The sequence below is a fragment of the Labilibaculum manganireducens genome (assembly GCF_002843385.1).
Taxonomy (GTDB): domain Bacteria; phylum Bacteroidota; class Bacteroidia; order Bacteroidales; family Marinifilaceae; genus Labilibaculum; species Labilibaculum manganireducens.
Genome location: NZ_MVDE01000009.1, coordinates 64,947 through 91,224 on the forward strand (window position 1 = coordinate 64,947; position 26,278 = coordinate 91,224).

At 36.7% G+C, this 26,278-nt stretch carries 15 protein-coding genes; 9 read left to right on the top strand and 6 right to left on the bottom strand.

Translation table 11 applies throughout. The features are described 5' to 3' along the window. Nucleotides 1-140: 140 nt before the first annotated feature. Nucleotides 141-1,673: an alpha-N-arabinofuranosidase gene (locus BZG01_RS07840; RefSeq protein WP_101309277.1), complete on the bottom strand. Its 1,533-nt coding sequence runs from the start codon at nt 1,671-1,673 to the stop codon at nt 141-143. Between the two features lie 585 nt (nt 1,674-2,258). On the opposite strand from BZG01_RS07840, the gene BZG01_RS07845 reads away from it, so the two are divergent. Next, nucleotides 2,259-4,655 carry a PAS domain-containing hybrid sensor histidine kinase/response regulator gene (locus BZG01_RS07845; protein ID WP_101309278.1) on the top strand — a complete coding sequence of 799 codons (2,397 nt, stop codon included), beginning with the start codon at nt 2,259-2,261 and terminating at the stop codon, nt 4,653-4,655. A gap of 9 nt (nt 4,656-4,664) precedes the next feature. On the opposite strand, the gene BZG01_RS07850 is transcribed toward BZG01_RS07845, so the two are convergent. Then, nucleotides 4,665-5,561, bottom strand: coding sequence for a hypothetical protein (locus BZG01_RS07850; RefSeq protein ID WP_101309279.1), 897 nt, complete (start codon nt 5,559-5,561; stop codon nt 4,665-4,667). 442 nt (nt 5,562-6,003) lie between these two features. Here BZG01_RS07850 and BZG01_RS07855 point away from each other — a divergent pair, with 442 nt between their 5' ends. Then, on the top strand, nt 6,004-6,528 hold the full coding sequence (locus BZG01_RS07855) for an Hsp20/alpha crystallin family protein (protein ID WP_281256421.1): 525 nt from the start codon (nt 6,004-6,006) through the stop codon (nt 6,526-6,528). Nucleotides 6,529-6,610: 82 nt separating this feature from the next. Continuing rightward, nucleotides 6,611-6,814, top strand: a complete 204-nt coding sequence (locus BZG01_RS07860) for a hypothetical protein (RefSeq protein ID WP_143470858.1) — start codon at nt 6,611-6,613, stop codon at nt 6,812-6,814. Nucleotides 6,815-7,058: 244 nt separating this feature from the next. Here the strand turns inward: BZG01_RS07860 and glpC are convergent, their stop codons facing one another. The 4 genes from glpC to BZG01_RS07880 form a co-directional block, all read right to left on the bottom strand. Next, nucleotides 7,059-8,318 (bottom strand): anaerobic glycerol-3-phosphate dehydrogenase subunit GlpC, encoded by a 1,260-nt coding sequence (glpC, locus tag BZG01_RS07865; protein ID WP_218973049.1) that lies wholly within the window; start codon nt 8,316-8,318, stop codon nt 7,059-7,061. A 7-nt stretch (nt 8,319-8,325) separates the two neighbouring features. Continuing rightward, nucleotides 8,326-9,567 (bottom strand): glycerol-3-phosphate dehydrogenase subunit GlpB, encoded by a 1,242-nt coding sequence (glpB, locus tag BZG01_RS07870; RefSeq protein WP_101309281.1) that lies wholly within the window; start codon nt 9,565-9,567, stop codon nt 8,326-8,328. Between the two features lie 12 nt (nt 9,568-9,579). Next, nucleotides 9,580-11,205: an anaerobic glycerol-3-phosphate dehydrogenase subunit A gene (gene glpA / locus BZG01_RS07875; RefSeq protein WP_101309282.1), complete on the bottom strand. Its 1,626-nt coding sequence runs from the start codon at nt 11,203-11,205 to the stop codon at nt 9,580-9,582. 339 nt (nt 11,206-11,544) lie between these two features. Then, the gene (locus BZG01_RS07880) at nt 11,545-13,008 is read right to left on the bottom strand and encodes a hypothetical protein (protein ID WP_101309283.1); all 1,464 of its coding nucleotides are present in this window, start codon (nt 13,006-13,008) and stop codon (nt 11,545-11,547) included. Nucleotides 13,009-13,500: 492 nt separating this feature from the next. On the opposite strand from BZG01_RS07880, the gene BZG01_RS07885 reads away from it, so the two are divergent. From BZG01_RS07885 to BZG01_RS07915, 6 genes are all read left to right on the top strand, one after another. Next, nucleotides 13,501-15,456 (top strand): response regulator, encoded by a 1,956-nt coding sequence (locus tag BZG01_RS07885; RefSeq protein ID WP_180327256.1) that lies wholly within the window; start codon nt 13,501-13,503, stop codon nt 15,454-15,456. 815 nt (nt 15,457-16,271) lie between these two features. Beyond that, the gene (locus tag BZG01_RS07895) at nt 16,272-17,012 is read left to right on the top strand and encodes an NUDIX hydrolase (RefSeq protein ID WP_101309286.1); all 741 of its coding nucleotides are present in this window, start codon (nt 16,272-16,274) and stop codon (nt 17,010-17,012) included. A gap of 9 nt (nt 17,013-17,021) precedes the next feature. Next, complete coding sequence (locus BZG01_RS07900) at nt 17,022-18,626, top strand: MFS transporter (RefSeq protein ID WP_101309287.1); 1,605 nt, start codon at nt 17,022-17,024, stop codon at nt 18,624-18,626. A 63-nt stretch (nt 18,627-18,689) separates the two neighbouring features. Continuing rightward, entirely contained in the window at nt 18,690-21,122 is a 2,433-nt protein-coding gene (locus BZG01_RS07905; RefSeq protein WP_101309288.1) for a glycoside hydrolase family 94 protein, read from the top strand. A 13-nt stretch (nt 21,123-21,135) separates the two neighbouring features. Continuing rightward, complete coding sequence (locus BZG01_RS07910) at nt 21,136-22,869, top strand: glycoside hydrolase family 9 protein (RefSeq protein ID WP_101309289.1); 1,734 nt, start codon at nt 21,136-21,138, stop codon at nt 22,867-22,869. A 361-nt stretch (nt 22,870-23,230) separates the two neighbouring features. Continuing rightward, nucleotides 23,231-26,266: a SusC/RagA family TonB-linked outer membrane protein gene (locus BZG01_RS07915; RefSeq protein WP_101309290.1), complete on the top strand. Its 3,036-nt coding sequence runs from the start codon at nt 23,231-23,233 to the stop codon at nt 26,264-26,266. The last annotated feature ends 12 nt before the right edge of the window (nt 26,267-26,278 follow it).

The window sequence follows — 26,278 nt, forward strand, 5'->3', positions numbered from 1 at the left end:
AAAATTATTTCCTCAGCTTCGTTCAGAATCACAATTACCTAATCTTTCTGACACACGTTTTTATACACTGAAACAGCGATTCAACAAAAAAGGGTGCTGTCACAATTGTGACAGCACCCTTTTGGTATATTGAACTAATTCTATTTTAATTGTATCAAAACAACTGATTTAGCAGGCAAATCAATGCTAAGTTTTCCATTTTTTGGTTTTTTTACCTCGAACGAATTAATCTTCACTATTTCATCTTTGCCAAAATCATTACAATCATTCATATTTTTGCTGGTAATAATCTGTCCTGATGCACTTTTAAATTCTTGTCCGGCCAGTGTAAGATCGATACTTTCCTTCTTGTTTGGATTTAAATTACAAAAAGTAACAGACACAACACCATCTTTAGTCGAAGCCGAAGCATTTACTGCAGGAATTGACTTCCCGTTAAACTCATAATTTTCACATTTCAAATCTGTAGGAATCAAAGTAGCATCCTGATGCACACTGTACATTTTAAACACATAATAAGTAGGTGTTAACACCATTTCATCCTCTTTGGTTAAAATAACCGATTGCAGCACATTAACAGCCTGCGCAATATTAGCCATCGCAACACGATCGGCATGATTATTAAAAAGATTCAGGTTAATCCCGGCAACCAATGCATCACGAAGCGTGTTTTGCTGATAAAGGAATCCTGGATTTGTACCAGGTTCAACATTAAACCAGTTTCCCCACTCATCTACAATCAATCCAATTTTTTTCTCAGGATCATATTTGTCCATGATTTTTGAATGTTCCTGAATCAGAGTTTCCATCTTCAAAGTGTTTTTCAAATCAGCAAACCAACCGCTTTCGTCAAAATCAGTAGCTGATCCTTTATCTTCCCAACTTGTTGTAAATGTATAACTATGAAGCGAAACACCTTGAACCAAATGGCGGTGGCGGGTTGTTTTCTTCATCAATACATCCATCCAATTGTAATCATCAACATTAGGTCCGCCAGCAATACGATACAAATTACCACCACAATACGAAGCAAATCGATTGTACAAATCAGCATAGTATTCCGGAGTCATATTACCACCGCAACCCCAATTTTCGTTGCCTATTCCCCAAAACTTAACATTCCAAGGCTCCTCTTGTCCGTTTTTCTTTCGTAGATCAGTCATCGGACTAATGTTTTTCGAAGTAACATATTCAACCCACTCCGAAGCCTCCTGAACCGTTCCCGATCCAACATTCAAATTAATATATGGTTCCGCTTTAATCAATTTACAAAAATCAAGAAATTCATGAGTTCCGAAACTATTATCCTCAGTAACTCCTCCCCAATGAATATTCACCATAGAAGGTCTTTGCTGTCTGGGTCCGATACCGTCTTTCCAATGATATGTATCAGCAAAACAACCACCGGGCCAACGTAATAAAGGAATTTTCATATCCAGAAGCGCGCCAACTACATCTTCCCGAAATCCTTTTACATTCGGAATTTGAGAATCTTCACCAACATAAATCCCACCATAAATGCAATGCCCCAAATGTTCAGCAAAATGCCCGTAGATTTCTTTGTTAATTTTTGTTTTTGCAAGATCGGTATGAACCGTCATTGTATTTTGCCCAATCGCACTGAAGCTGATTAAGGAAAAAAGCAAAATTGAATAAATTGTATTTTTTTTCATACGAAAAATATTTAATTAGATATTGGTTTTCAATTAAATAATGAGACTCCATGCATGAGATAAATGAGTTGACATATATTTTACTTACCACCTCATTTTCATCAGTCATAAAACGCTCATAAATATAATAAAAGTATTTTAGACTTTTTAATTGCAAACGGTAAAAAAACATGTATTATAACTCATTAATAAAGCGGGTTACAAACTCTTTAAAAAAAATCTGTCTGCCTTCGTCCGGCATAGTGATAATTTTTATTTTTCATGAAATGATTACATATTCCGAAATTGATCCAATCCACTGAAAATTAGAAATAAGTATTTAGTTTCAAACTCCAAAAAATAAGAAATTGGTAACAATACAAACAAGAATTAAAATACGAACTAAAAAAAATAGCAGGTAAATAAAAAATATCGGAATTATATTAAACCGATACAAAAACACGCTTCTCCCCCGCATCAGCCACAACAAAACATAAACAACAACAAACAGCAACTCTTTTTCAATAACATCATCAGCAGCATATTAAAAAAAATGAATATCTTAGGTAGAATAATCAACAGCTGTATTAACACCAAACCAATAATATGGACAATTTTTTTAAATTTGCGACACCAATTACCTATTGGCTATTGGTACTAATCTGGTCTTACATCCTTATATTTTATGTCAGAAAAATAAGGTTACTTGGTAAGTCAGACAAATTATTGAAATTACTTCTTATTGTTTTATCGATTGATGCTTTCCGCACTCTTTTCGAAAGCATCTATTTTGGCGCCTGGTATACTTCGCTTTCCGAAATAATTCCAATTGAAATATTCCACTATTTAGCCCAGGCTAAGGTTGTATTTATTCCAAAAATGATAAACCTTATTGCAGCCATTGTAATTTTAACTATTCTGATCAAAAAATGGCTGTCGGCAGAAATTGCTTCAAAACAAAAAAATCAAGAAATAATAGCGGATCAATCAAAAAAATTACACCAAAAACACGAGGAAACTACACGTGCGAAAGAGCAGTCTATCCAAAGTGAAAAATTCACTCAAATGCTTTTCAGCGAGTCTCCAATTGGTTTGGTGCTAACCAAACTTACCGGCGAATTGGTAGAGGTTAATGCCGCATATGCAAATATCATTGGCCGCTCTATAGAAGAAACGCTAAAATTAACGTATTGGGATATTACTCCTGAGAAATATACCAGGCAGGAAGAACTGCAATTAGCTTCGCTAGCTAATACCGGAGCTTATGGTCCTTACGAAAAAGAATACATTCACAAGTCGGGAAAATTAATTCCCATTCGATTGCATGGGAAAATGATTAAGAAAGGTGATCAGGAGCTTATATGGTCGAGTGTTGAAGATATTACCGATAAGAAAATTGCAGAGACTCTTCTTCAGGAACAAAATGAAGAATATCTGGTTCTTAACGAAGAATATCAAACCCAAAATGAAGAATTGTTATCAGCTATAGAAACAGCAGAAAAAAGTGAAAAACGTTTTAAAACACTGCACAATGCTTCCTTTGGAGGAATAACCATACACGATAAAGGAATAATTTTAGACTGCAATCAGGGACTTGCTGCCATAACCGGCTACTCTACTGAAGAGCTAATTGGAATGAATGGATTGCTGCTGATCGCTGAGCAGGAACGTGAGCTTGTTATGGAAAATATCTTAAGCGAATACGAAACCCCGTATTATAGTATTGGCTTGCGGAAAAATGGAGATGAATACCCGATAAGATTAGAAGCCCGCCAAATTCCATATGGGGAAAAAAATGTTCGGGTTGTAGAATTTAGAGACATTACAGATCAGAAAAAAACCGAATACGAACTTAAAACAGCAAAAGAAAAGGCTGAAGAAAGTGACCGGCTAAAAACTGAATTCATTAATAATATGTCGCATGAAATCCGAACACCGATGAATGGGATTCTCGGATTTTCAGATTTATTAAATGAACAGAATATTACAAATGCGAAAAGACAATACTACATCCAAATCATTCAAAGCAGCGGAAATCAGTTACTTCACATTATCGATGATATTCTTGAAATTTCTGCACTTGGAACAAAACAAGTAAAACCTCAAATAGAGGCATTGTGCCTAAATGAATTCTTATCGGAATTATTCACAATATTCGAAAGAAAGGCAAAAAAAAACCAGACGCCGCTATCTCTAAAGATGGGACTTCCCAACAGCAAAAGCACCCTGCTCACCGATCCCTATAAACTGAACCGGATCGTTAGTAATTTATTGGAGAATGCATTAAAATTTACGCAAGACGGATTCATAGAACTGGGATATACTTTGCAGGATGATAAGATCGTAATCTATTTGAAAGATACAGGCATTGGAATACATCCCGAAAAACAAGAGCTTGTTTTTGAACGATTTTCGCAGGAAGATAAAGAAGTCTCTCAGAATGTTGGAGGTTTAGGGCTGGGTTTATCAATAGCCAAAGAAAACGCAGAACTTTTGGGTGGAAAAATCACTTTGGAATCGGAAAAAGGGAAAGGGACAACATTTTATGTGAGTCTGCCTTATAAGTCAATAAAACAAACCATAAGTCATACACCAAGCAGTCCTGTTCCCAACTCAGACAAAACAAGAAACTTTACCATTTTGGTTGCCGAAGACGAAGACGTTAATTTCCTGTTTTTAGAAATTCTTCTTTCCGAGTTTGATGACAAATTAACAATCCTTCGCGCAAAAAATGGAAAAGAAGCCTTAGATATTTGTAAAACCAATAATCAGATTGACTTAATTCTTATGGACATTAAAATGCCGGTAATGAACGGTATCGATGCCACCAAAAAAATAAGACAATTGAAGTACAACCTACCCATTATTGCACAGACAGCATACACAACATCTCAGGAGAAAGAAGAAGCGATAGCCGCAGGCTGCAACGATTTTATTTCAAAACCGATAAAAAAAGAAAAATTGCTTACTTTAACGAGTAGTTATTTAATGCTAAAAAATTAATCTTCGAGATTACTCTTCTTCCATTCCCTGCATCATTTTCTGCATTTGGGTCATCATGTCTTTAAAAGAACCTCTCTCGAAGCCGACAGCCTCGGCAGGCAAAATAAATTTTTCGGCAGGCGGAGTTGTTTTCATAATCCGGGTAATTGCCTGAATCCCCATTTGAGCATCATCCATTGCATCGAGGCGAAAGGTTCTTACTTCAACGGGTATTTTCCCTGCCACTAAATCCCATTCGTCCTGCTCGTCCTCATCCATCGAAGGAAAAATTTCAGCCAGTTTCTCCGACATGCTTTTTGCTTTTTTGGCCAAACCCATATTATCGTCCGAGGCCCAAATTACCATCATCTCCTGCTCATCTTCCAATAAATATTCGCTGCATCGCTGTCCGTATTTAACCATCCCGCGTCCGGTTGCTGTAATTTGTTTTGCGGTTTGCGGCTGGTCCTTCATTTCGGGCGGCAAGTCTGCCATCATTTTTTGCATGGCATCACCAACACCTTTCTGAATTTCTGCCATATCCTCAGCCGACATCTCGTAAATCTTCTTCTGCGACCATAAAACGTAGTAAATTAGGCCTTTGTTATGATTTAGAATCACGGTGGTTTTTCCGTCCTCCTGTGAGGAAGATTCCACCGCAAAGTTATCGCCGTCGATATAAATTGTTGATTTAATAATCTCGATATCCCCGTACTCTTTTTGAGCCGCATCTCTCAATTTACTTTCGGAAAGCTGAAGAAAAAACCGGGCCTCATCGGCAATATCATCAAACTCCATATCCTCCGGAAGCAATTCGTAGTTAATGGGAATCTCATATTCTATCTGTTCGATGATGTATTGTGCCTGCAATTTAATGCTGTACAAGCACACAAATCCCATAAGTAAAATCATTTTCAACTTACTCATATCAATCTCCTTTGTATTTAATTTTACAATATTTTTCTTTCCTGATGACGGCTAAAACACTGTCTGCAGCCATTCTCAACAGCCTTGTAAAAGTAAATCTTATTCGTTGGCAAAACAAAAAAATAAATTGGTCAAAAAAACGCATCAACAACAAGCTGATTTCAAATATTTAAGGACTCCTAAAAATTAATAATGCTTATGTTCGGCGGCTTTTGCATGGAGATGCAACAGTGCTTGCCTCTCTTAAGTCAGGATGACATTTATTTCGAATCTGAAACGTCAAAATGACATTCATTTCGAATCCTGAGCGCCAAAATGTCAAGCAAAAAGACTGCCTGTACCATCAAAAAGTTTTTGCCTCAAACACTTGGTTTTATTACATTTACAAAAGAATTACACTCCTAATCTTTTCTATCTTGGCATCTGTTTTGATTGGATTATAATGAATCACGATTCGAATACTTTTGCAAGTACGTACTTATTTATTTTTGAATTAAGAACTGTAAAATTAGGAGGATTTATCATGACACTAGTAAAAAGAAATTCAGACAATCTCTTTCCATCTTTGTTCGACAACTTCTTCTCAAGAGACTGGATGGATTGGAACAATTCGAACTTTTCGAACACCAACACCACATTACCTGCAGTAAATGTTCGCGAAAACGATAATGAATACATTATTGAAGTAGCTGCTCCAGGAATGAAAAAGAGTGATTTCAAAATTAATGTGGACAACAATCTGCTTACTATTTCTTCGGAACTAAAAGAAGAAAAGGAAAACAAAGATGGAAAATTCTCACGAAGGGAGTTTTGTTATCAGTCGTTTCACAGATCATTTCAATTACCTATCAATTTGGTAAACGGCGATAAAATTTCTGCCAAATACAACGATGGAATTCTTACCATTCGTCTGCCCAAAAAGGAAGAAGCAAAACCTAAACCTTCAAGAAGTATTTCTATTACCTAAAGACAAGAAAAGGAAGAACTAGTTTGCTTCCCTAATGGAACTTAACTTGAAGAAAGTTACTGAAATCAAAAATAGTACCGCTATGTTAGAACATCAGAAATTTGTTTTACAATCGGTTTCAGATCAGAAACATTTGTTTCGAAAAGAACTTCTGAAATCATTCGAATGGTTAACCGAAAAGGAACAAGTAGAATTGTTTACCTGGTTAAAAAGTAATTTCTATTTTTCTCACAAAGATTGTGTTGAGCAGGCATTTAGACATTCGTTGATTCAGGAAGGAGCCTAATGACATAAATGATTTCTTAAATTTAAAAAGTAAACAGAGAAACTAGTTTAAAAAGAGGCTGTCTCAAATGAGATAGTCTCTTTTTATGCTTTTACCGATACTTATTGAAAGAAAAACCGAATCGACCAGAAACAATAATGCCACAAACAAAGAATTTTATCATCCAATAATTGCGGCATTACACCCTAACATTTATAAAAACCGGGCACTCTGTTAAGCCACCCTTCTCATGATTCTCATCAATTTACTTTTGCCATAATTTTACAGTTGCTTCCACATCCAATGCTTCGGCAAGAATAGAAATAGGATGTTCTACCTTTTTTGTGGTCGACATCTCAATTTGCCACTTACAGGTTTCACAATCGGTAGCTACAAAATCGATATCTGAGCTCTCTATCTGATCGAAGAGCGGTTTCCCTACTCCCTGCGACGTTTTGTAATTTTCTTTTTTGAAGCCATAAGTCCCCGCAATGCCGCAACACCGCGATTCAAGCGATACAAAATCAATTCCCGGAATCATTTTAAGTAAGGCGGTGGAATAAACAGACCAACCAAGCTTCTCCATGTGACAAGGAGTATGGTAAGCTATACGTTTCCTGTAATCCTTCTTAAAAACCAATTTAAGCTTTCCTGAATCGATTAAACGGAACAGGAAGCGGGTAGCCAGCTCGCTTTCGTTGCGAATTTCGTCGTTCTTCACCCCCAGTAAATGCGGATACTCATCGCGAATGGTGAATATGCAGGTTGAGGATGTGGATATTACCGGCATATTCTTGTCTACGATCGATTTTTTAAAGGCTTCCACATTGTGACGTGCTTGTTTTGTGGCTTGTTTAATAAGACCATTAGAAATCAAAGCTACCCCACAACATTTTTCCTTTTCGAGAAGATGAACACCATAACCTGCTGCATTCATAATTTTAATCAGGTCTTTGCCTTGCTTAGGGAAATTATAATTTACATAACAGCCATGAAAGTAGCTGACATGTTTTTTAAAATCAGTTTGCTTTGATGCAGCATATCTGCGGTACCAGGTTTCGAACCTCATCCCTGCATATTCAGGGAATATACGGTGATGATCTATTTTCAGCACACCATCCATCATAAGCCGAACAGGCTTTAGAGCAACAATAGGATTCACAATAGGTGCAAACGTACTCGCCATAGTACCTACAATATCAGTATTTGCAAGAATCATATCCCTGACTTTCGGCTTTTTCTTACTGTATTTGATCCGCGCCAGCTGAATAATATCTCCAATTTTCACTCCGTGCGGGCAAGCTACCTCGCAACGCTTGCAGTTGAGGCACAACTTTAATGATTCATCGTAAAAATTTTGATCCTTCAAGCGTAACCTTTCTCCATCTGGGCCTGACTGCTTTGGTCCCGGATAATCCGGATTCACTTCCAGAACAGGACAATAAACAGTACAAATCGTACACTTCACACACTGTTCAAAATTATTATCGCTGCTATTGAATGGTTCAAACATTTCCTTTTTCATCGTCCTGTTATTTTAAAATTTGCTCAGCTACATGCAGCGAAGTCAATAAACTGATGCCTGCTCCACTGCCTTCTTTAAGAGCATTAGCCCCTCCAAGCACAGAACCTGCCACAAATAAATTCTCAATTGGTTTCCCGTTTTTTAATGCACGAAAGCCACTGTCGGTTTTAACCCCATAATGCATATACGGCTGATCGTTAAAGAACTTCTCATCGAGCCATTTTTCACTATCGGTATCTCCATCAATATCAAGCCCCAAAATAGGCTCGTATAACTTCTCACGCGTCGCCACAATACCTTTACTGTAGAAGCTTCCGCTGGCCAAAACAAATTGATCAGCTTCCAGTTTAATATCTCCATGATTATTGGTTTGAACAGCAACCAGTCGGTTGTTTTTGAAAGTACCTTCTTCCACATTATCACCCAAAAAATAAGTCCCACCTAATTCTTCGAATCGTTTACGAAGCAATATCTGACTTCGGATACCAGGAACTGATGGTGGTATGGCCGGAAGGAGTACCACTGGTTTATTTACCTTTGCTTTAAGATTTAAAGCAACATTTTTAGTAAACAACCCGAATACTGCCGGCAAAAGGACTACTTCAAAACCTTCACTAAGCTGATTTACCTTTTGAGCAAATTCGTCAAGAGCATCTCCACTATCAAATACCTTCGCAATATTTGTAGATCTCATTTCACTCGGATTACGGCGGATTGCTTCAAATTCCTTCATGGCAAAGTTCTTAATTTGCGTATCCACGCCGTATTTCTTCAGTCCGTCCTGAACAAATAAAGTGTGGAAATCGAGGAATCCACTGAAATTTAGGATGACTGCTTTTTTCCAGGGAAATGCATCATTTTGTTCGAAACGGGTAAAATCATCAATAGTCAACCACGTCGGTTTCATAATTCCCATTGGGGTTAACACAAAATGATTCTCGTCTGCCTTGCCAAAAAAATTTAAGCCGGCACGATCCAATAACCGGGGAGCTTCAACTACCAACCGGGATATATTTTCAATCCCAACACGTTGGTATGGATGCGTATCGGGCAATATTTTTATCGCTTCCAGCGGATTTTTTACATCTTGTCCATCCATCTTTCCAAGCAAATCGAACGAACCGGAAAAAAAATGGATGGCACTCTGTCCCGATGAAACTATTGCACATTTTTTTCCTTGCTCTGCCAATTTAATTCCACAAGTGAGTCCACTCAACCCACCTCCTATAATAATGTTATCGAATTTCATACTAATCCCTGCTTAATTGTTATCTGGTTTCAAACCATAAATGCCTTCGTAAATCCAGGAAGTAAACTGAATCTCATTGATTCCCTCTCCCCAGGTAATTGGCAGCATTCCTTTCCATCGTTCCTGAAGAAAATTAGCCAAATCATCTTTTGCCTTGCCTGATTTTTCGGAAGATTCGCAAAGGAGACCCGCCGCACGGCAGGCACACAATTCTCCCTGACATGTGCCCATACCTACACGTGTACGGCGACGTAAATCGATCAAATCATTAACATGCAATTCATTAACCGCATATTTCACTTCGGCAATCGACACTCCCTCGCACTCACAAACCAATGAATCTTCGTAGTTGTCTCCATTCGAAATATTCTTCGCAAGTGTACCATGACGATCCTTCGCTGACTTTTGAGAGATATTAGCCCCTGTATAAACTTTTTCCGTAGCAATACTTAGTGGATGCTCACTCTTTTCAGCTCCTGGCAATGATTTTTCGGCTGTTTCACACTGCTTATCAACAGAAAGCTTTTTACAGATTAAATCAGTAGCTTCTTCAGCCATCAAACGGTATGTCATCAGCTTGCCGCCAGTAATCGTGATAAAACCTGAAAGCCCGTCCCGCTCCTGATGATCCAGAAGTACAATTCCGCGGCTAATGCTTCGTCCGCTTGGATCATTGTCTGCAGCAACCAAAGGACGTACACCTGCATAAGCACGTAAAATACGAGTAGCTGCCAATGCCGGAGAAAGTTTCACCCCCTCACGTATCAAAACATCCACATCTTTTCTGGATACAAACATATTATCAATTTGGTCATAAGGAATACGTTCCGAAGTAGTTCCAATCAGACAAATTGTATCTCCAGGTACCAGAATATCAGCATTAGCTGGCTTTCTGCATCTGTTCAACACCATTTTATTAACGCGGTGTCCAAAAATAAGTAAGGAACCTTTTGCAGGAAACATATTGATACTGACACCGGCCAAATTAGCAATATGGTGCCCCCAAATTCCCCCGGCATTCACTATTATTTTCCCGTAATATTTTACTTTTTCTTTTATTTCATGATTGAACAATTCAACACCAGTCACCCGATTCTGCTCTTTAACAACACCAGTCACCTCATGTTGTGTTAAAAGAACTGCTCCATGAATTCTGGCATCCAAAGCATTCGACATTGTCAGACGGAAAGGATCCACAGATCCGTCTGGCACCTTAACTGCTCCAATTAAATTTGGATTAACAGAAGGCTCAATGTGACGAGCGAAATCTGGATCAATAATCTCAGTTCCAATACCCGCAGTTTTACAGGCATCTACAAATTGAGACTGAAAAGAGATATCATCTTCCGGCAGAGTAATAAACAATCCATCATTTTCTTCCACGCAATGATTCGCAATACGACGCAGAATCATATTCTCCTTAATACATTCTGCAGCTGATTCATGATCGGTCACAGCATATCGTGCACCACTATGCAGCAAACCATGATTCCGTCCGGTAGCCCCGGCAGCAAAATCATGACGTTCAACAAGCAAAACACTTAGCCCGCGCATCGCACAATCTCGCGCTGTTCCTGCGCCGGTAGCTCCTCCTCCAATGATTATTACATCGTACTCTTTGGATATATTCTTGTTCATGATGAATTCTATTTTTTTAACATCTTCCTATACTCAATTGTATACATCTCAATAAAAGCTGTTATTCCTAACCTTTTATAAGACTCTTTCTGTTTTTATTTCAGTCAAACAACAATTACTGATTTCCACATGGCAAATATAAATAAATTACCTAGTATTGCAAAGTACTTGCCGTATAGATGTATTCTGTATTATAAAGTTCTGATCCTAAATACTTAATAACACTACCAAAACAAGCGCTAAAAAAACACAATCTCCAACTAAAAATAATTTGAGGATATTCAAAAAAAAAGAGGCTGCATCATATACTGATACAGCCTCTTCTCAATTTATAGCTTCTTATACTTTCTCTACTTTTTTTATCCCCCGCCGGTTAAAAATAATCCGGTAACGGCGGTAACTGGTTTGATTGTCGAGTTTAAAGCGGAATATCATATTAACGAAGTATACCTTCTCTCCGGATATTTTTTCAAAATCATCGTCTTTTAAATAGTAAAGCGGTATTTCAGGATTATCCATTTTCTGAATAAACTTCGATACATTAAATCGAATAATATCAACTACTCCTGTAATGTTGTAATCTCCATACGAATTATCCAATGCCATCCTATCCAAACGAAGCAGTTTGCGATAAAAAATAATTTTCTCTCCAACTCCACGACTTTCAACATCAACAATTCTAGACCGGTCGCGGTGTTTCATCACCCGCAAAGGAACAGTATCTTCACGAACAAAGTCAAAACTCTCCTTGCACCAACCAATTTCCTCATTTCCTTTTACGCGAATAACGGTTTTATGATCGAAAAAGCGTTTGTTAATCTTCCCCACCAAATAAAGCCGGCTAAGATCCTTAATTCTATCTTTAAGCATATAAATAATCACCAGAGCCACAAACAAAGGCATGGTAAAAGTTCCTAAGCTTTTCTGAAAAAGAAAGGTAAGTGCTGCTCCAAAAATCATAGCCAAACCTGCAGCCAGACTGTACAATACCTGCATGGCCAAAACCCCCTCCTTTTTCTTACGGGAGTTGAGCAGCAACTGACCTTCAAAATATTTATTAAAGGCACCTCTTCGATGCACCAGCCAACGATTCTTATCATGTGCCTTGTCTTCAACTACCAAGTATCCCTTGCTTCTTTTGTAGGCTACTTCTTCCCTAACTAAGCGTAGAATCTCATCTTTGCTCAGCTCAAAATCGGAATGGTGCATTTTCTGCAGTCCCCGATGCAAATAGTAGGAATGCTGCTCAAACTGATTGCTCATGAACTCATCGCCGAACAAATAGTAATCGAACATTTCCTTTTGAATTGTTGGCACATTCACAATTCTACGCAAATCGCGGTAATGTCGTCCAATTTTCCGAACATTCGAAATGTATTCATCAATAAGGTACTGTCGATCTTCAGGCAATTCGTTTTGAAGAATATGCTGAATTTCCCTTCGAAGCGCCGATCTGGTAATAATATGAAACATTCGAATATGGTACTCATAATTGGCCTCATTTTTAGAATTAGATTCATCAGCCAGCTTATGAAAGGCTTCCTCCAGATACTGGAAAACTGAATGATCGCCTAAAGAAATATCCCTTAATAAATAGGTCGGTGTAATCAGACGAATGTTCGAATTAAAGTCATTGTAAAAGTCCTCTTTTGTATAAGTTGACGAATTAATATCCAAACCACTGGGTATAAAAAGCCAGGTTTTTATAGAAAACTCACTCACCTTTCGATCTTTACGAGGCTCATAGCCCAATTTAATCTCTACAGAAAATTTATCATGAACTTTTACAGTTTCATTTATCATACGCGCTTTTATTTTGTCTTTATAGAATAATGTAATGAATAAAATCAAAGGTACTTATTTCCAACTTATCTTTCTCAAGATAAATACCCAATTTTAAAGGGATTATTCTAAAATCGTCAGCACTTACCATCTCTCTTTTTCATTCATCACATATAAATATTTTATTTAACAAGATAGAATCTATTTATATTGATTATTTGCGTTATAATGAATATTTTTAGTAGCATTTCCGAAGTTTTTATTTTACACAAATATTTTTTCTATGCTCGGGGAAAGTATCTGTTTTTCCTTAAAACATAGACATTATTGAAGCAGTAAGATAAATTAAGTCTGATATAAAAATACAACACATTCCAGTTATTGCATTGACTGCAATGGCAATGACCGAAGACAAAGAAGCAATACTGCAAGCAGATTGCGACGCTTATGAAACAAAGCCGGTTGGGCATTTGGAAATTCTATCAAAAATTGAAAAATTCTTTATTTAATTCTATGAGAAAAATTCTAGCAATTGACGACAATAACGATAATTTATTGGTTTATAAGACAATAATTAAAAGGTACTATCCTACCTGTACAATTTTAACTTGCCAATCGGGTTCAGAAGGAATCGAAACAGCAATAAAAGAACGACCCGACACCATTCTTTTAGACATTATTATGCCAGGAATGGATGGGTTTGAAACCTCTGAAAAATTAAAACAAGAAGCAAAAACCAAACACATTCCCATAATTCTGGTTACAGCCATGCGCGACGATAAAAAAAGCAGAATTAAAGGATTAGAAATAGGAGCAGATGCATTCCTTTCCAAACCAATTGAGGAAGAAGAATTAATTCCTCAATTGAATGCTATGCTTCGTATTAAAGATGCGGAGGATAAATTGAGAAAAGAAAGCGAAGAAAAATTTCAAAAGATTTTTGAAGGAGCTCCTTTAGGCATTGCCCTGATCAATTCTGCTGACGGCCAATTTCTTCAAATGAATTCCAAATATTGCGAAATCACGGGATACTCCAAAGAGCATTTAAAAAAAATCAATTGGCAATCGATAACGCATTCTGATGATATACAGCAAGACCTGGATCAAATGAAATTGCTAAATACAGGAGAAATTACCGATTTTACATTGGAAAAAAGGCTGACAAGGCCTAACGGAGATTACGTATGGATCACTTTAACCGTTGCGAAAGTCGATGTACAGGTCAAAGGGGACTCATGCCATTTAGCTATGATAGAAGATATTACACAAAGAAAAAACCTTACCGAAGCTTTAATTACAGCCAAGGAAGATGCTGAAAAAAGTGACCGGATAAAATCGACTTTTTTAGCAAGTATGTCGCATGAATTGAGAACTCCTTTGAATGCTGTAATAGGATTTTCAGAACTTATTAATGAGAATTCAAGCATGGAGGATATTCTCAGTTTTAATGACATAATAAACAAAAGTGGTAATAATTTATTAGCTCTTATCGAAGATCTTTTTGATATCTCTTTAATAGAAACAGGCGATATCAGAATTGAGAGTGAATTATTTTCAATCCAATCCATGTTAGATGAAGTACAGTTCATCATTAAAAATGAGCAGCTAATTTTGGGGAAAGAAGAAATAGAACTTAAAATGTATGCTGACTTTGGAAACATAAATCCGATTCTAAATTCAGATCAAAATAGAATCAAACAGGTTTTACTTAATCTGTTAAAAAATGCATTAAAATTTACACATTGGGGAAGCGTTGAATTTGGCTGCCATGAATCTATCCAGAATCAAATTCCAATGCTGAAATTTTTTGTTATTGATTCTGGAATTGGTATTCCTCCTGATAAGCAGGAACTAATTTTCGAGGTATTTAGACAAGTCGATGAATCTAAAACCAGAATATATGGCGGAACCGGCTTAGGATTAACTATATGCAAACGATTAATTAATTTATTAGGTGGTGAAATATGGGTTGAATCTGAAATAGGAAAAGGTGCTTCCTTCTTTTTTACGATTCCCATTTATGTGGACGATACAAAACACATCAATACCAATAGCACTTGTCAGCAAAAACTTAGTCTGAAAGGAAAAACGATTCTTATTGCCGAAGATGACGCTTCAAGTTATTCATATTTGGTAGAAATACTTGGCAGAGAAGGCGCCAAATGCGTTCATGCTAAAAATGGCAGGGAGGCAGTCAATTATTGCAAAACGATAGAAAAAATTGATTTACTGTTAATGGATATCAATATGCCTGTAATGAATGGGTATGAAGCGACAAAACAAATAAAAAATATAAAACCGGAACTTCCAATTATTGCACAAACAGCATATGCAATGTCTGGTGATCGGGAAAAAATATTATCCACCGGCTGCGACCTCTATCTTTCAAAACCGGTAGGTAAAAAAACACTGTTGGATGCAATCAATAAATGTTTCAACAAAAATAACCAGCTAACTACAGTTCAATAATGAAAAAATAAATTTTATTTTTACTATTCATCGGTTTCTCATTTTTGCCGGTGGATTTAAATGGTTTAAATTTGAAATAATGTATCCCTATCATAACAAGATTAAACAACGGATTAATAACAATGAATTGATACGTTACGAATACGTTGAGAAATACAAAAACATTACTCCTTGTTTGTTACTTTATTTTTCAACAGAACCAAAAATAAGGCCTGTTCGAGAACATAGATTCAAAGAATATGAAGAAATTCTCAATAGAATTTCAAAAAAAAGATAACACACTTCAGCAAAGAGGGTGTCCAAAAAGTATTGTTCTATTGTCATTCTGAGCCTGTCGAAGAATCTTTCCCTTTGAAAAACAGATGTTTCGTCCCGATAGCCATCGGAATCGCTCAACATGACAATCCAATACAAAATATTCCTTTTTGGACACCCTCTTTGCTGTTTTTATATGACTGACTAAAGACACATCTAAAATCTCATTTAATCTACACCACACCTCCTCAACTTCATCCTAATGCACAGTTATTAACTATGCATGATTTTCCACGTCAATTCCTTCCTCCTCAATTTCAGATTAATTTTATTTATAATTATTATAAATAACATTTTCTATAAAAGAGAATCAACATCCTGAAATCCCGAAAAACAGCCTAGCTTAGTGTACTTTATACAACCTACTCCGCATACGATTTCGAAAAAGACATAAATCATTTTTTGATTTTTCTAAAAAAGGATTTACATTAGCATTAAATATAGTTAGTGTTACTTTAACACTTAATTAAAAAAATAAGATACAAACCTCAACTATAAAGATGCCAAGCAGACCACTTAACGATTACATATCTGTAGATTGCGTAATATTCGGATACAATGGACAAGAACTACAAGTTTTACTTGTAGATAGAACACTTACTAATAATTCCACAGGACAGCCCGAGTTTACTGATTTAACATTAACAGGAAATCACATCTATGAAGATGAAACTATTGAGCAGGCAGCTTATCGTGTTTTATTTGACTTAACAGGTTTAAAAAATGTATTCCTTGATCAATTTAAAACATTTGCGCATCCCGACAGATTAAAAAAAGAGAATGACAGAAGATGGTTAATTCACGATGGCAGAGACCCTGATAAAAGAATTGTATCAATTGGATATTTTGCCCTTCTGGCAACACAGAATATTACCTTAGAGTGGAAAGGCAGAAACGTGAAATGGGTTCCTGTATCAGAAGTTGGAGAACTGGCATTCGATCACAATCAAATTCTGGAGGAAGCTTTAATTGCATTACGAAATAAAATTAAGCAAGAACCAATCGGCTTTGAATTGCTTCCTGAAAAATTTAGTCTGACACAACTACAAAACATATACGAGGTGATATTAAGCACTGAGTTGGACAAGAGAAATTTCAGAAAAAAAATTGCCCGCATGAAATATTTGATTCCTACGGATGAAAAACAAACAGGAGTTGCTCATAAACCCGCACGCCTTTATGTATTTAGCAGAGAGGTTTATGAAAAAACAAAAAAGGAATTATTTGATTTCACAGTCTAAAAAATAAAAATGTCAGATTCAACTAAAATATCTTTTAAAGAAAAACTTGGCTACGCTCTTGGCGATGGCGCTGCTAATATAGCCTGGAGAGGTGTAGCAACTTTTCTATTCATATTCTACACTGATGTTTTTGGGATAAATCCAGCTGCTGTAGGTTTACTAATGTTAATTGCTCGTTTTTCAGATGGCATTAGTGATGTTCTAATGGGAATTGCCGGCGATAGAACAAATACGAAGTATGGTAAATTTCGACCTTGGATATTGTTTACAGCAATACCATTAGGCGTAATTCTTTCCCTTCTTTTCACTGCTCCAAATCTAGGTCCTACAGGCAAAATAATATATGCCTATACAACTTATATTATTTTCACATTAGTTTATACCGCCAACAATATTCCCTACGGCGCATTAATGGCGGTAATGACAGGTGACGACAAAGAGAGAACTAGTATAGGATCGTACAGAATGGTAGGTGCTTTTGCCGGCGGAATGCTCGTACAAGGAGCTTTACTCTATTTGGTTGCACATTTTGGAAATATCAATCCAACGGTTAGTGTAAGCGAGTTGGCTTCCGATAGATTTCAGGTGACTGTCTCTGCTCCTTCCGATGTAGAAAATGTAAACATTAAAACAAAAGATGGCATTGCAAACTTTATTTGGGAAAACAATAACAATTCAACTAATTCTCCTACTACAGGAAAGAGTTTCTCAATGGAAGCCAACAAGCCATATTCATTTATCGTTTCAGGTGAAAAGAACCTAAACAAAGACAAAATAATTGTGATCGATCAGAAAAGTGGTTATAGCTATTCCATTTATCTGATGTCGGCTTTTTTAGCTCTTTTCATGTTTATCACCTTTTGGACTACCACAGAAAGAGTTCACCCCCCTAAAGAGCAGCAAAGCGATCTTTGGAGAGATTTAAAAGATTTAATCAATAACAAACCTTGGGTAGTCTTATTAACAATCGGATTGTTATTCAGCATCTACAATTCAATTAAGCAGGGAATCGTAGTAATTTATTTCACTCATTATTTACACAATCAGATTTTAGCTGCTTCTTTTATGGTTGCATTAATGTTTGCTTCTATTGCTGGCGCAATGATTACTGCACCCTTAAGCAAGAAATTAGGAAAGAAAAAGCTGTTCATCTACGCACTAATTTTCTCAGGAGTAGTGAATGCATCAATCATATTTTGCGGCCCGGGCGATATAAGCGCAATTTTTGCCTTAGGTATTATTTCTGAATTTGCTGCCGCAATATTCCCAACCTTATTCTTTGCCATGCTTGGGGATGCTGCCGATTATTCCGAATTTAAAAATGGCCGGCGCGCTACCGGATTAATTTATTCCGCAGGTTCGTTTGCCACCAAATTTGGTGGTGGTATAGCAGGTGCAATAATCGGTTTTATTTTGGCTACTTTTCATTACAACGGGCAAGATTATTCAGCCATTCAGGGAGCAATTCCAGGAATTACAATGCTGATGAGTTGGGTACCCGCGATCATTGCCATTTTAGGTGCAGTTTTCATGACAATATATCCATTGAATCAAACGAAAATGAATGAAATAACTCTGGAACTTACAGACAGAAGAACAAGAGAAAAAAAATAGAATATATAAGTATAATTAGGTACCAACAACACCTAAAAGAGTAAACAATTTAATTTTAGTATTATGAAGTACGGTTTCTTTGATGATGCCAACAAGGAGTATGTTATTACCTCACCAAAAACTCCGTTCCCTTGGATTAATTACCTTGGGAATAAAGATTTTTTTGGGTTAATATCAAACACAGCAGGAGGATATACTTTTTATAAAGACGCGAAATTTCGAAGATTAACGAGATATCGTTACAATAACGTTCCTGTAGACATGGGCGGACGTTATTACTATATAAAAGATGAGGAGTGCACATGGAACCCAGGCTTTAAACCAACTCAAACAGAACTGGATAAATATGAATGCCGTCACGGACTTAGTTATACCCGTTTTTTAAGTAGTAAAAATGGACTTGCTTCAAATTTACTTTGCTTCATCCCACTCGACTACATGGGAGAAGTGCATCTTTTGAGACTTAAAAATGAAACAGACAAAGCAAAAAAAGTAAAACTATTCTCATTTGCTGAATGGTGTTTGTGGAATGCTGAAGATGACATGACCAACTTTCAGCGCAACCTGTCGACAGGTGAAGTGGAAATAGAAGGTTCTGCTCTTTATCACAAAACAGAATACAAAGAGCGCAGAAATCATTATGCATTCTTTTCGGTAAATTCTGAAATTAACGGTTTTGATACCGATCGAGAAAGCTTTATTGGTATGCACAACGGATTCGACAAACCGCAGGCAATCGAAAATGGCAAAGCTGGAAACAGTGTTGCTCATGGATGGTCGCCAGTTGCATCGCATTACATCGAAGTTGAATTGCAGCCAGGTGAAGAAAAGGAATTTGTTTTCATTTTAGGTTACGTAGAAAACAAAGACGAAGAAAAATGGAGTTCAAAAGGAATCATCAATAAGGCGAAAGCCAAAGCCATGATGGCTCAATTTGACACTACCGCAAAAGTAAATGCTGCTTTCGCAGATTTAGAAAGTTATTGGTCCAAACTTCTTGACAAATTCAATTTAAAAAGTAAAGAAACCGAGCTAAACAGAATGGTTAGCATCTGGAATCAATACCAATGCATGGTCACCTTTAACATGTCGCGAAGTGCAAGTTTCTTCGAAAGTGGAATTGGCCGAGGCATGGGATTCCGTGATTCCAATCAGGATATCATTGGTTTTGTTCATCAGATACCTGCCGAAGCACGACAACGAATTTTAGACATAGCGGCCACCCAATTTGAGGACGGCGGATGTTATCACCAATACCAACCATTAACAAAAATGGGAAATCATGCCTTAGGCGGCGATTTTAATGATGATCCGCTATGGTTAATCTTATCTGTAACATGTTACATCAAAGAAACTGGTGATTTCAGTATTCTGGATGAAATGGTTCCTTTTGATAATGATGAATCGAAAGCACAATCTTTATTCCATCATTTAAAAGTATCATTCAATCACGTCATCAATAATTTAGGACCTCATCAACTGCCTTTAATCGGTCGTGCCGATTGGAATGATTGTTTGAACCTGAACTGCTTCTCAACAAATCCAAACGAATCATTCCAAACAACAGGGAATAAAAAAGGACGAACTGCTGAATCTGTTATGATTGCAGGATTGTTCGTGGTTTATGGGAAAGAATTCATAAAACTTTGCAATCGAATTGGTAATACCGAAGAGGCCGACAAAGCCACCAAGCATGTTGAGGCAATGACTCAAACAATTAAGGATCATGCATGGGATGGTGAATGGTTCTTGAGAGCATATGATTACTACGGTAAAAAAGTGGGATCAGAAGAAAACAAAGAAGGTAAAATTTTCATTGAATCGCAAGGTTGGTGCACCATGGCCGAAATTGGCCGTGAGGAAGGCTTGATGGAAAAGGCTCTTGACAGTGTTAAGGAACGAATGGATACGCCTTACGGAATTGTTTTAAATAATCCAGCCTTCACCGAATACAAAATTGAGTATGGTGAAATCTCTACCTATCCTGCCGGATACAAAGAAAACGCAGGTATTTTCTGTCACAACAATCCATGGATAATCATTGGTGAAGCCCTTTTAGGAAGAGGCGATCAAGCTTGGGATTATTTCCGTAAAATCTGTCCTTCTTACTTAGAAGAAATCAGTGAATTACACAAAGTTGAACCCTACGTGTACTGCCAAATGGTAGCCGGGAAAGATGCTTTTAAACCAGGCGAAGGAAAAAACAGCTGGCTGACTGGAACTGCATCGTGGAATTTCTATGCCATCTCTCAATACATTTTAGGTATTCAACCAGATTACGATGGATTAAGAATTGATCCTTGTATTCCTAAAAAATGGAAAGAATACACCATAACCCGTCAATTTCGTGGAGTAAGTTATGAAATTAAGATCTTGAATCCTGATGGGAAAAACAAAGGAGTAAAATCAATGGAAATTGATGGAGCACCAGTGAATGGCAACATAATTCCAATTTTAAAATCAGGAACTCATAAAGTAACGGTTATAATAGGATAATAAATACATAGTGATGAAGATCAAGAACTATAAAATATACGCATGCCTGCTTTCTGTATTATTTACAGCATTTGCTTGTACCCAAAAAATGGATGAACCTGTTCCGGCAAACGAACAACTCATACTTGCCAATCAAGTTGGATATGAGAACAATGCTCCTAAAAAGGCAATGATCAGAACAAGTGCCGATCTGTTTCAAATTAAAAACAGCAATGGTAAAATCATACTTGAAAAAGCTGTTGGTTCGAAACAATATAGTTCATTATCAGGTGATACGATCCAATCAATAGATTTTTCGGAATTAACAGATAAGGGGGAGTATTATATTATAGCAAATGACAGCATCATCTCAAATAAAATCATCATATCAGAAAGACCTTACGCGGAACTTGCAAAAGCTTCGCTTAAGTCTTTCTATCTGAATCGATCAGGAATGAAAATTGACAGTTTGTATGGTGGAATTTGGGCTCGCCCGGAAGGTCACCCCGATACAATTGTATATTATCACTCTTCTGCTGCAGATAAAAATCATCCCGAAAATAGTATTGTATCATCACCAAAAGGCTGGTACGATGCCGGGGATTACAACAAATACATCGTTAACAGCAGTATTTCAACCTACACTTTACTTTTTGCATATAAATCATTCCCAGCTTACTTCAATGAACTGAACGTGAACATTCCGGAATCAAATAACGAAATTCCTGATATTTTGGACGAAGCATTGTACAATTTACGATGGATGATGACAATGCAGGATACTTTTGATGGTGGCGTTTATCACAAGCTAACCACTAAAAATTTTGAAGGTTTTGTAATGCCGCATGAAGCTGCCAATAAAAGATATTTGGTTCAGAAAAGTACGGCTGCAGCATTGGATTTTGCTGCAACAATGGCTTATGCTTCCCGGCTTTTTGCTGATTTTAGTTCGAGCTTGCCTGGTTTGGCTGATTCTTGCTTAATTCAATCAGAAAAAGCATGGAAATGGGCAGTTAAAAATCCAAATATCTTATACGAACAAGCCTCTGATATAAATGCCGGAGCCTATGACGATACTAATTTAAGCGATGAATGGTACTGGGCATCTGCCGAATTATATCTGGCAACAGCCAACAATAAGTATAATAAGCATCACAAAAACAATGATATTAATATTACAACTCCGGGATGGCAGGATGTAAATACCTTAGGCATAATTTCCTTACTAACTTCTGATATGAAGGGTGAATACACCGAATTGAAAGATGTTTTTTTAAAGAACATCGATCAACTAATTGAGATTGAAAACAATTCACCATATAAAATCGCTGTTGAGAAATACGAATGGGGAAGTAATTCAGAATTTGCCAATCAAGGAATGATGAAATTACTTGCATACCAAATAACAAAGAATTCCAAATACCTGAACTCAGCAAGAGAGAGTTTAGACTATTTGCTTGGCCGAAATGCAACTGCTTATTGCTTTGTAACAGGTTTTGGTTCTTTGAGCCCAATGAATATTCACCACCGACCTTCTGCTGCCGATTCTGTTCATGAACCTGTGCCTGGCTTTTTGGTTGGCGGCCCCAATTTAATTGTTCCCAACGATTGTGGTTCTGATGTTATCAGATCTACTTACCCTGCTAAATCCTATGCTGATGAGCAATGTAGTTATTCGACTAATGAAATTGCCATTAACTGGAATGCTCCGCTTGTTTATTTAACCTCAGGAATCGATGCTTATGGAAAAGGTCGTAAAGAAGAATAAAAAAATGCCGGAAAGATTAGTTGGTCCTCTCCTTCCGACAAATAATTCATTTTATTAATACGCTAATGAATCGGCGCAAATTTATAAAAAAAAAGGGGAATTAGAAGAACACTAATTCTCTGATAAGCAATAGTGAAACAACTATTCACAAAAGACAATACTCTTATTTTCTCTTTTGTGAATATCGAAAACGATGTAAATCTGATTTTCAGTAACTACACATAAATTTTAAAGTCTAAAAATACACATATGATAAAAAACAAAGATTAAAAAAAGTTTATATCAAAAACCCATTAGGATGTGTTGGTCCTCTCCTTTTGGGAAATAAATTGTAACCATAATACGCTAATGAATTAATTTTATGAAAAAATCTGAGATTTTTAATGCTCCCACACATTGCCTTAAAACAGGGAAGCTAAACAACCGTAGATGGCTTTTGAAGTCATCCATGTTATTACTGATGGTATTTTGCAATGTATCCATCATGTTTGGTCAAAGTACTAACAAGGAAATTATTGGTAAGATAACTGACTCCTCCGGTTTTGGTATACCTGGTGTTAATATTTCCTTAAAGGCAACTACAGTTGGAACAGTTTCCGATATTGATGGAAATTATTTTATTTCTGCCAATTCCGAAAACGTTATCGTTTATAGTTTTATTGGCTACACAAGCCAAGAAATTCTAGTTGGTAATCAAACTACAATCAATGTTCTTATGTCTGAAGATGCAATAGGCATGGATGAAGTTATTGTTGTTGGTTATGGTGTTCAGAAAAAGACACTTAATACTGGATCAATTTCCAGCGTAAAAGGCGAAGATATTGCAAAAACATCAACCGGATTATTGCAACAAGCACTTCAGGGAAAATCTGCAGGAGTATCTATTTTACCAACTTCTGGAGCTCCGGGTTCAGGTGTTAAAATACGTATTCGAGGTGTAGGTTCAAATGGAAACTCAAATCCATTATACATCGTCGATGGGATGAAAACAGGTGCTATTGATAACATTCAACCCGCTGATATTGCATCTGTTGAAATCCTTAAAGATGCTGCATCGGCAGCAATTTACGGAAACGAAGGAGCCAATGGTGTATTAATTATTACAACCAAATCTGGTAAAGGAAAAAAGGGTGAAATTAACTACAACTTTTCCACAGGGATTCAGTCGATTTCAACCAAAGCTGAAATGATGAATGCTCAAGAATACATGCAATTTCAAACAGAGGCCGGAAACTCGATTAGCGATGATTCAGGAGTTGATACAGACTGGATTGATGAAGTTTCAGAAAATGCTTCTATTCAAAAGCATTATTTAAGCTTTGCAGGTGGAACAGATAAAACATCTTACATGCTTTCAGGATCTTATCTGAATCAAGATGGAGCTATTGGAGGCAGTAATGCAAATTTTGAACGATTTACAACTCGTATCAACCTGAAAAGTGAAATGAAAGAATGGTTGGATGTTGGTGTAAATATGAGTTATTCACATCATACCAGAAAAACCATTTCGGAAGATGATGAGTATAGAGGAATCATGAACAATGTTCTTTTAGCTGATCCTTTATCTCCTGTTTTTGACTCGAACAATTCCGGTTGGATTTCTCCAAGTGGAAAAGCTTATGGAAAAGCAAACTATGTAACTGGTGAAATTCAAAATCCTGTCGCATTTATTGAAATGAGTAACAATAAATATACTGTCGACAAAGTTTTGGGAATGGCTTTTGCGAGCATAAAACCATTAAAAGGTTTAACCTTTACCTCTCGTATTGGCTTAGACTTATCCTACAACACCCAAAGTAGGTGGGCTCCTCTTTATAACTTTTCAACCGAGCAAAAAAATGAAACAACCAATGTCGAAGATAATATTGATAGATATTATACTTGGTTGTGGGAAAACTTTGCTTCATACAACACTACTTTTGGAGATCATGATTTTACGTTCCTTTTAGGTACAGCGGCTGAACAATATACTCATCCTAACTATTATTTAAAATCAGGCCCAATGGTTAAAGAAGGCTCTAATTATGCCTATCATGATTATACCTTAGATGATACTCAGGACAGAACCGGAGGAAAACTTGAAGAAAATACTAAAAACTCTTATTTCGGTAGATTATCATATAACTACGCAGCGAAATACATGGTAGAAGCTACTTTAAGATATGATGGTCATTCTAACTTGGCAGAAGGAAATAAATGGGATACATTCCCTTCCATTTCAGCAGGATGGTTGATATCTGAAGAAGGTTTTTGGAAATCAGATGCTATCAACTATTTAAAACTGAGAACCAGTTGGGGACAAAATGGTAGTGTTGCAAACACCCCTGGTTTCGAAGATCGTGAGTTTTGGCAATCAGGTCTAAGATATCCTAATCCTACAGGAGGACTATTTACCGGAGGTACTCGCGTAGAAAAAGCTGTAAATACAGATCTTCGATGGGAAAAATCAGAACAATCAAATATTGGGGTAGAATTGAGAGCTTTTAATAGTAAACTGACTTTCGCCGCTGACTATTACGAAAAAACAACTAAAGATCTGATTGTTGCCGGGGAAACTGCTCCTTCAGTTGGGAACAACGCAAATCCAATGATAAACGGAGGTAATGTTTCTAATAAAGGATTCGATTTTGAATTAGGTTACAGAGATAATTTTGATGGATTGGAATTCGGCATCAACTTGAACTTGGCAACAGTTAAAAATAAGGTTACCAGCTTAACTCGTAACACCCCGGTTCCTGGAGCTGAAGTTAGAAGTTCAAAGTTAACATGGTTTGAGCAAGGAGAACCAATCTGGTACTACAAAGGATACAAAACCGATGGTATAAATTCTGCTGATGGATCAGTAAACATCGTTGATGTAAATGAAGATGGAGAAATAACTTCTGATGACATGACTAACATTGGTAGTCCACATCCGGATTTAATCTTTGGTGCAAATCTTAATTTAGCCTATAAAGGATTCGATTTTGCTGTATTTATGCAAGGGACAGCTGGAAATGAGAATTATATGGCTTGGTTCAGAAACGACCGTACTTATTCTAACAAACCTAAGTATTTCTTTACCGATAGATGGACACAAGCTGGCGATATTGCTTCTATGCCTAAACCAGACAACAGTAGCGATAATTTATACCGTAGCGATTTAATGGTAAAAGATGCCTCTTATATAAGAATAAAGCAGATTCAATTAGGCTATAATGTTTCTCAAAAATACCTAGATAAACTTCACCTTTCAAAATTCAGAGCATTTGTATCATTAGACGACTTCTTTACATTTACGAAGTATCCAGGATTAGATCCTGAAGCAGGTACAAATCGTAATGACTCACAGGGAATTGATAGAGGAGTATATCCTTCTATAAAGAAGGTAATGTTTGGATTTTCTGTAGGTCTTTAATCTATTAAAAAA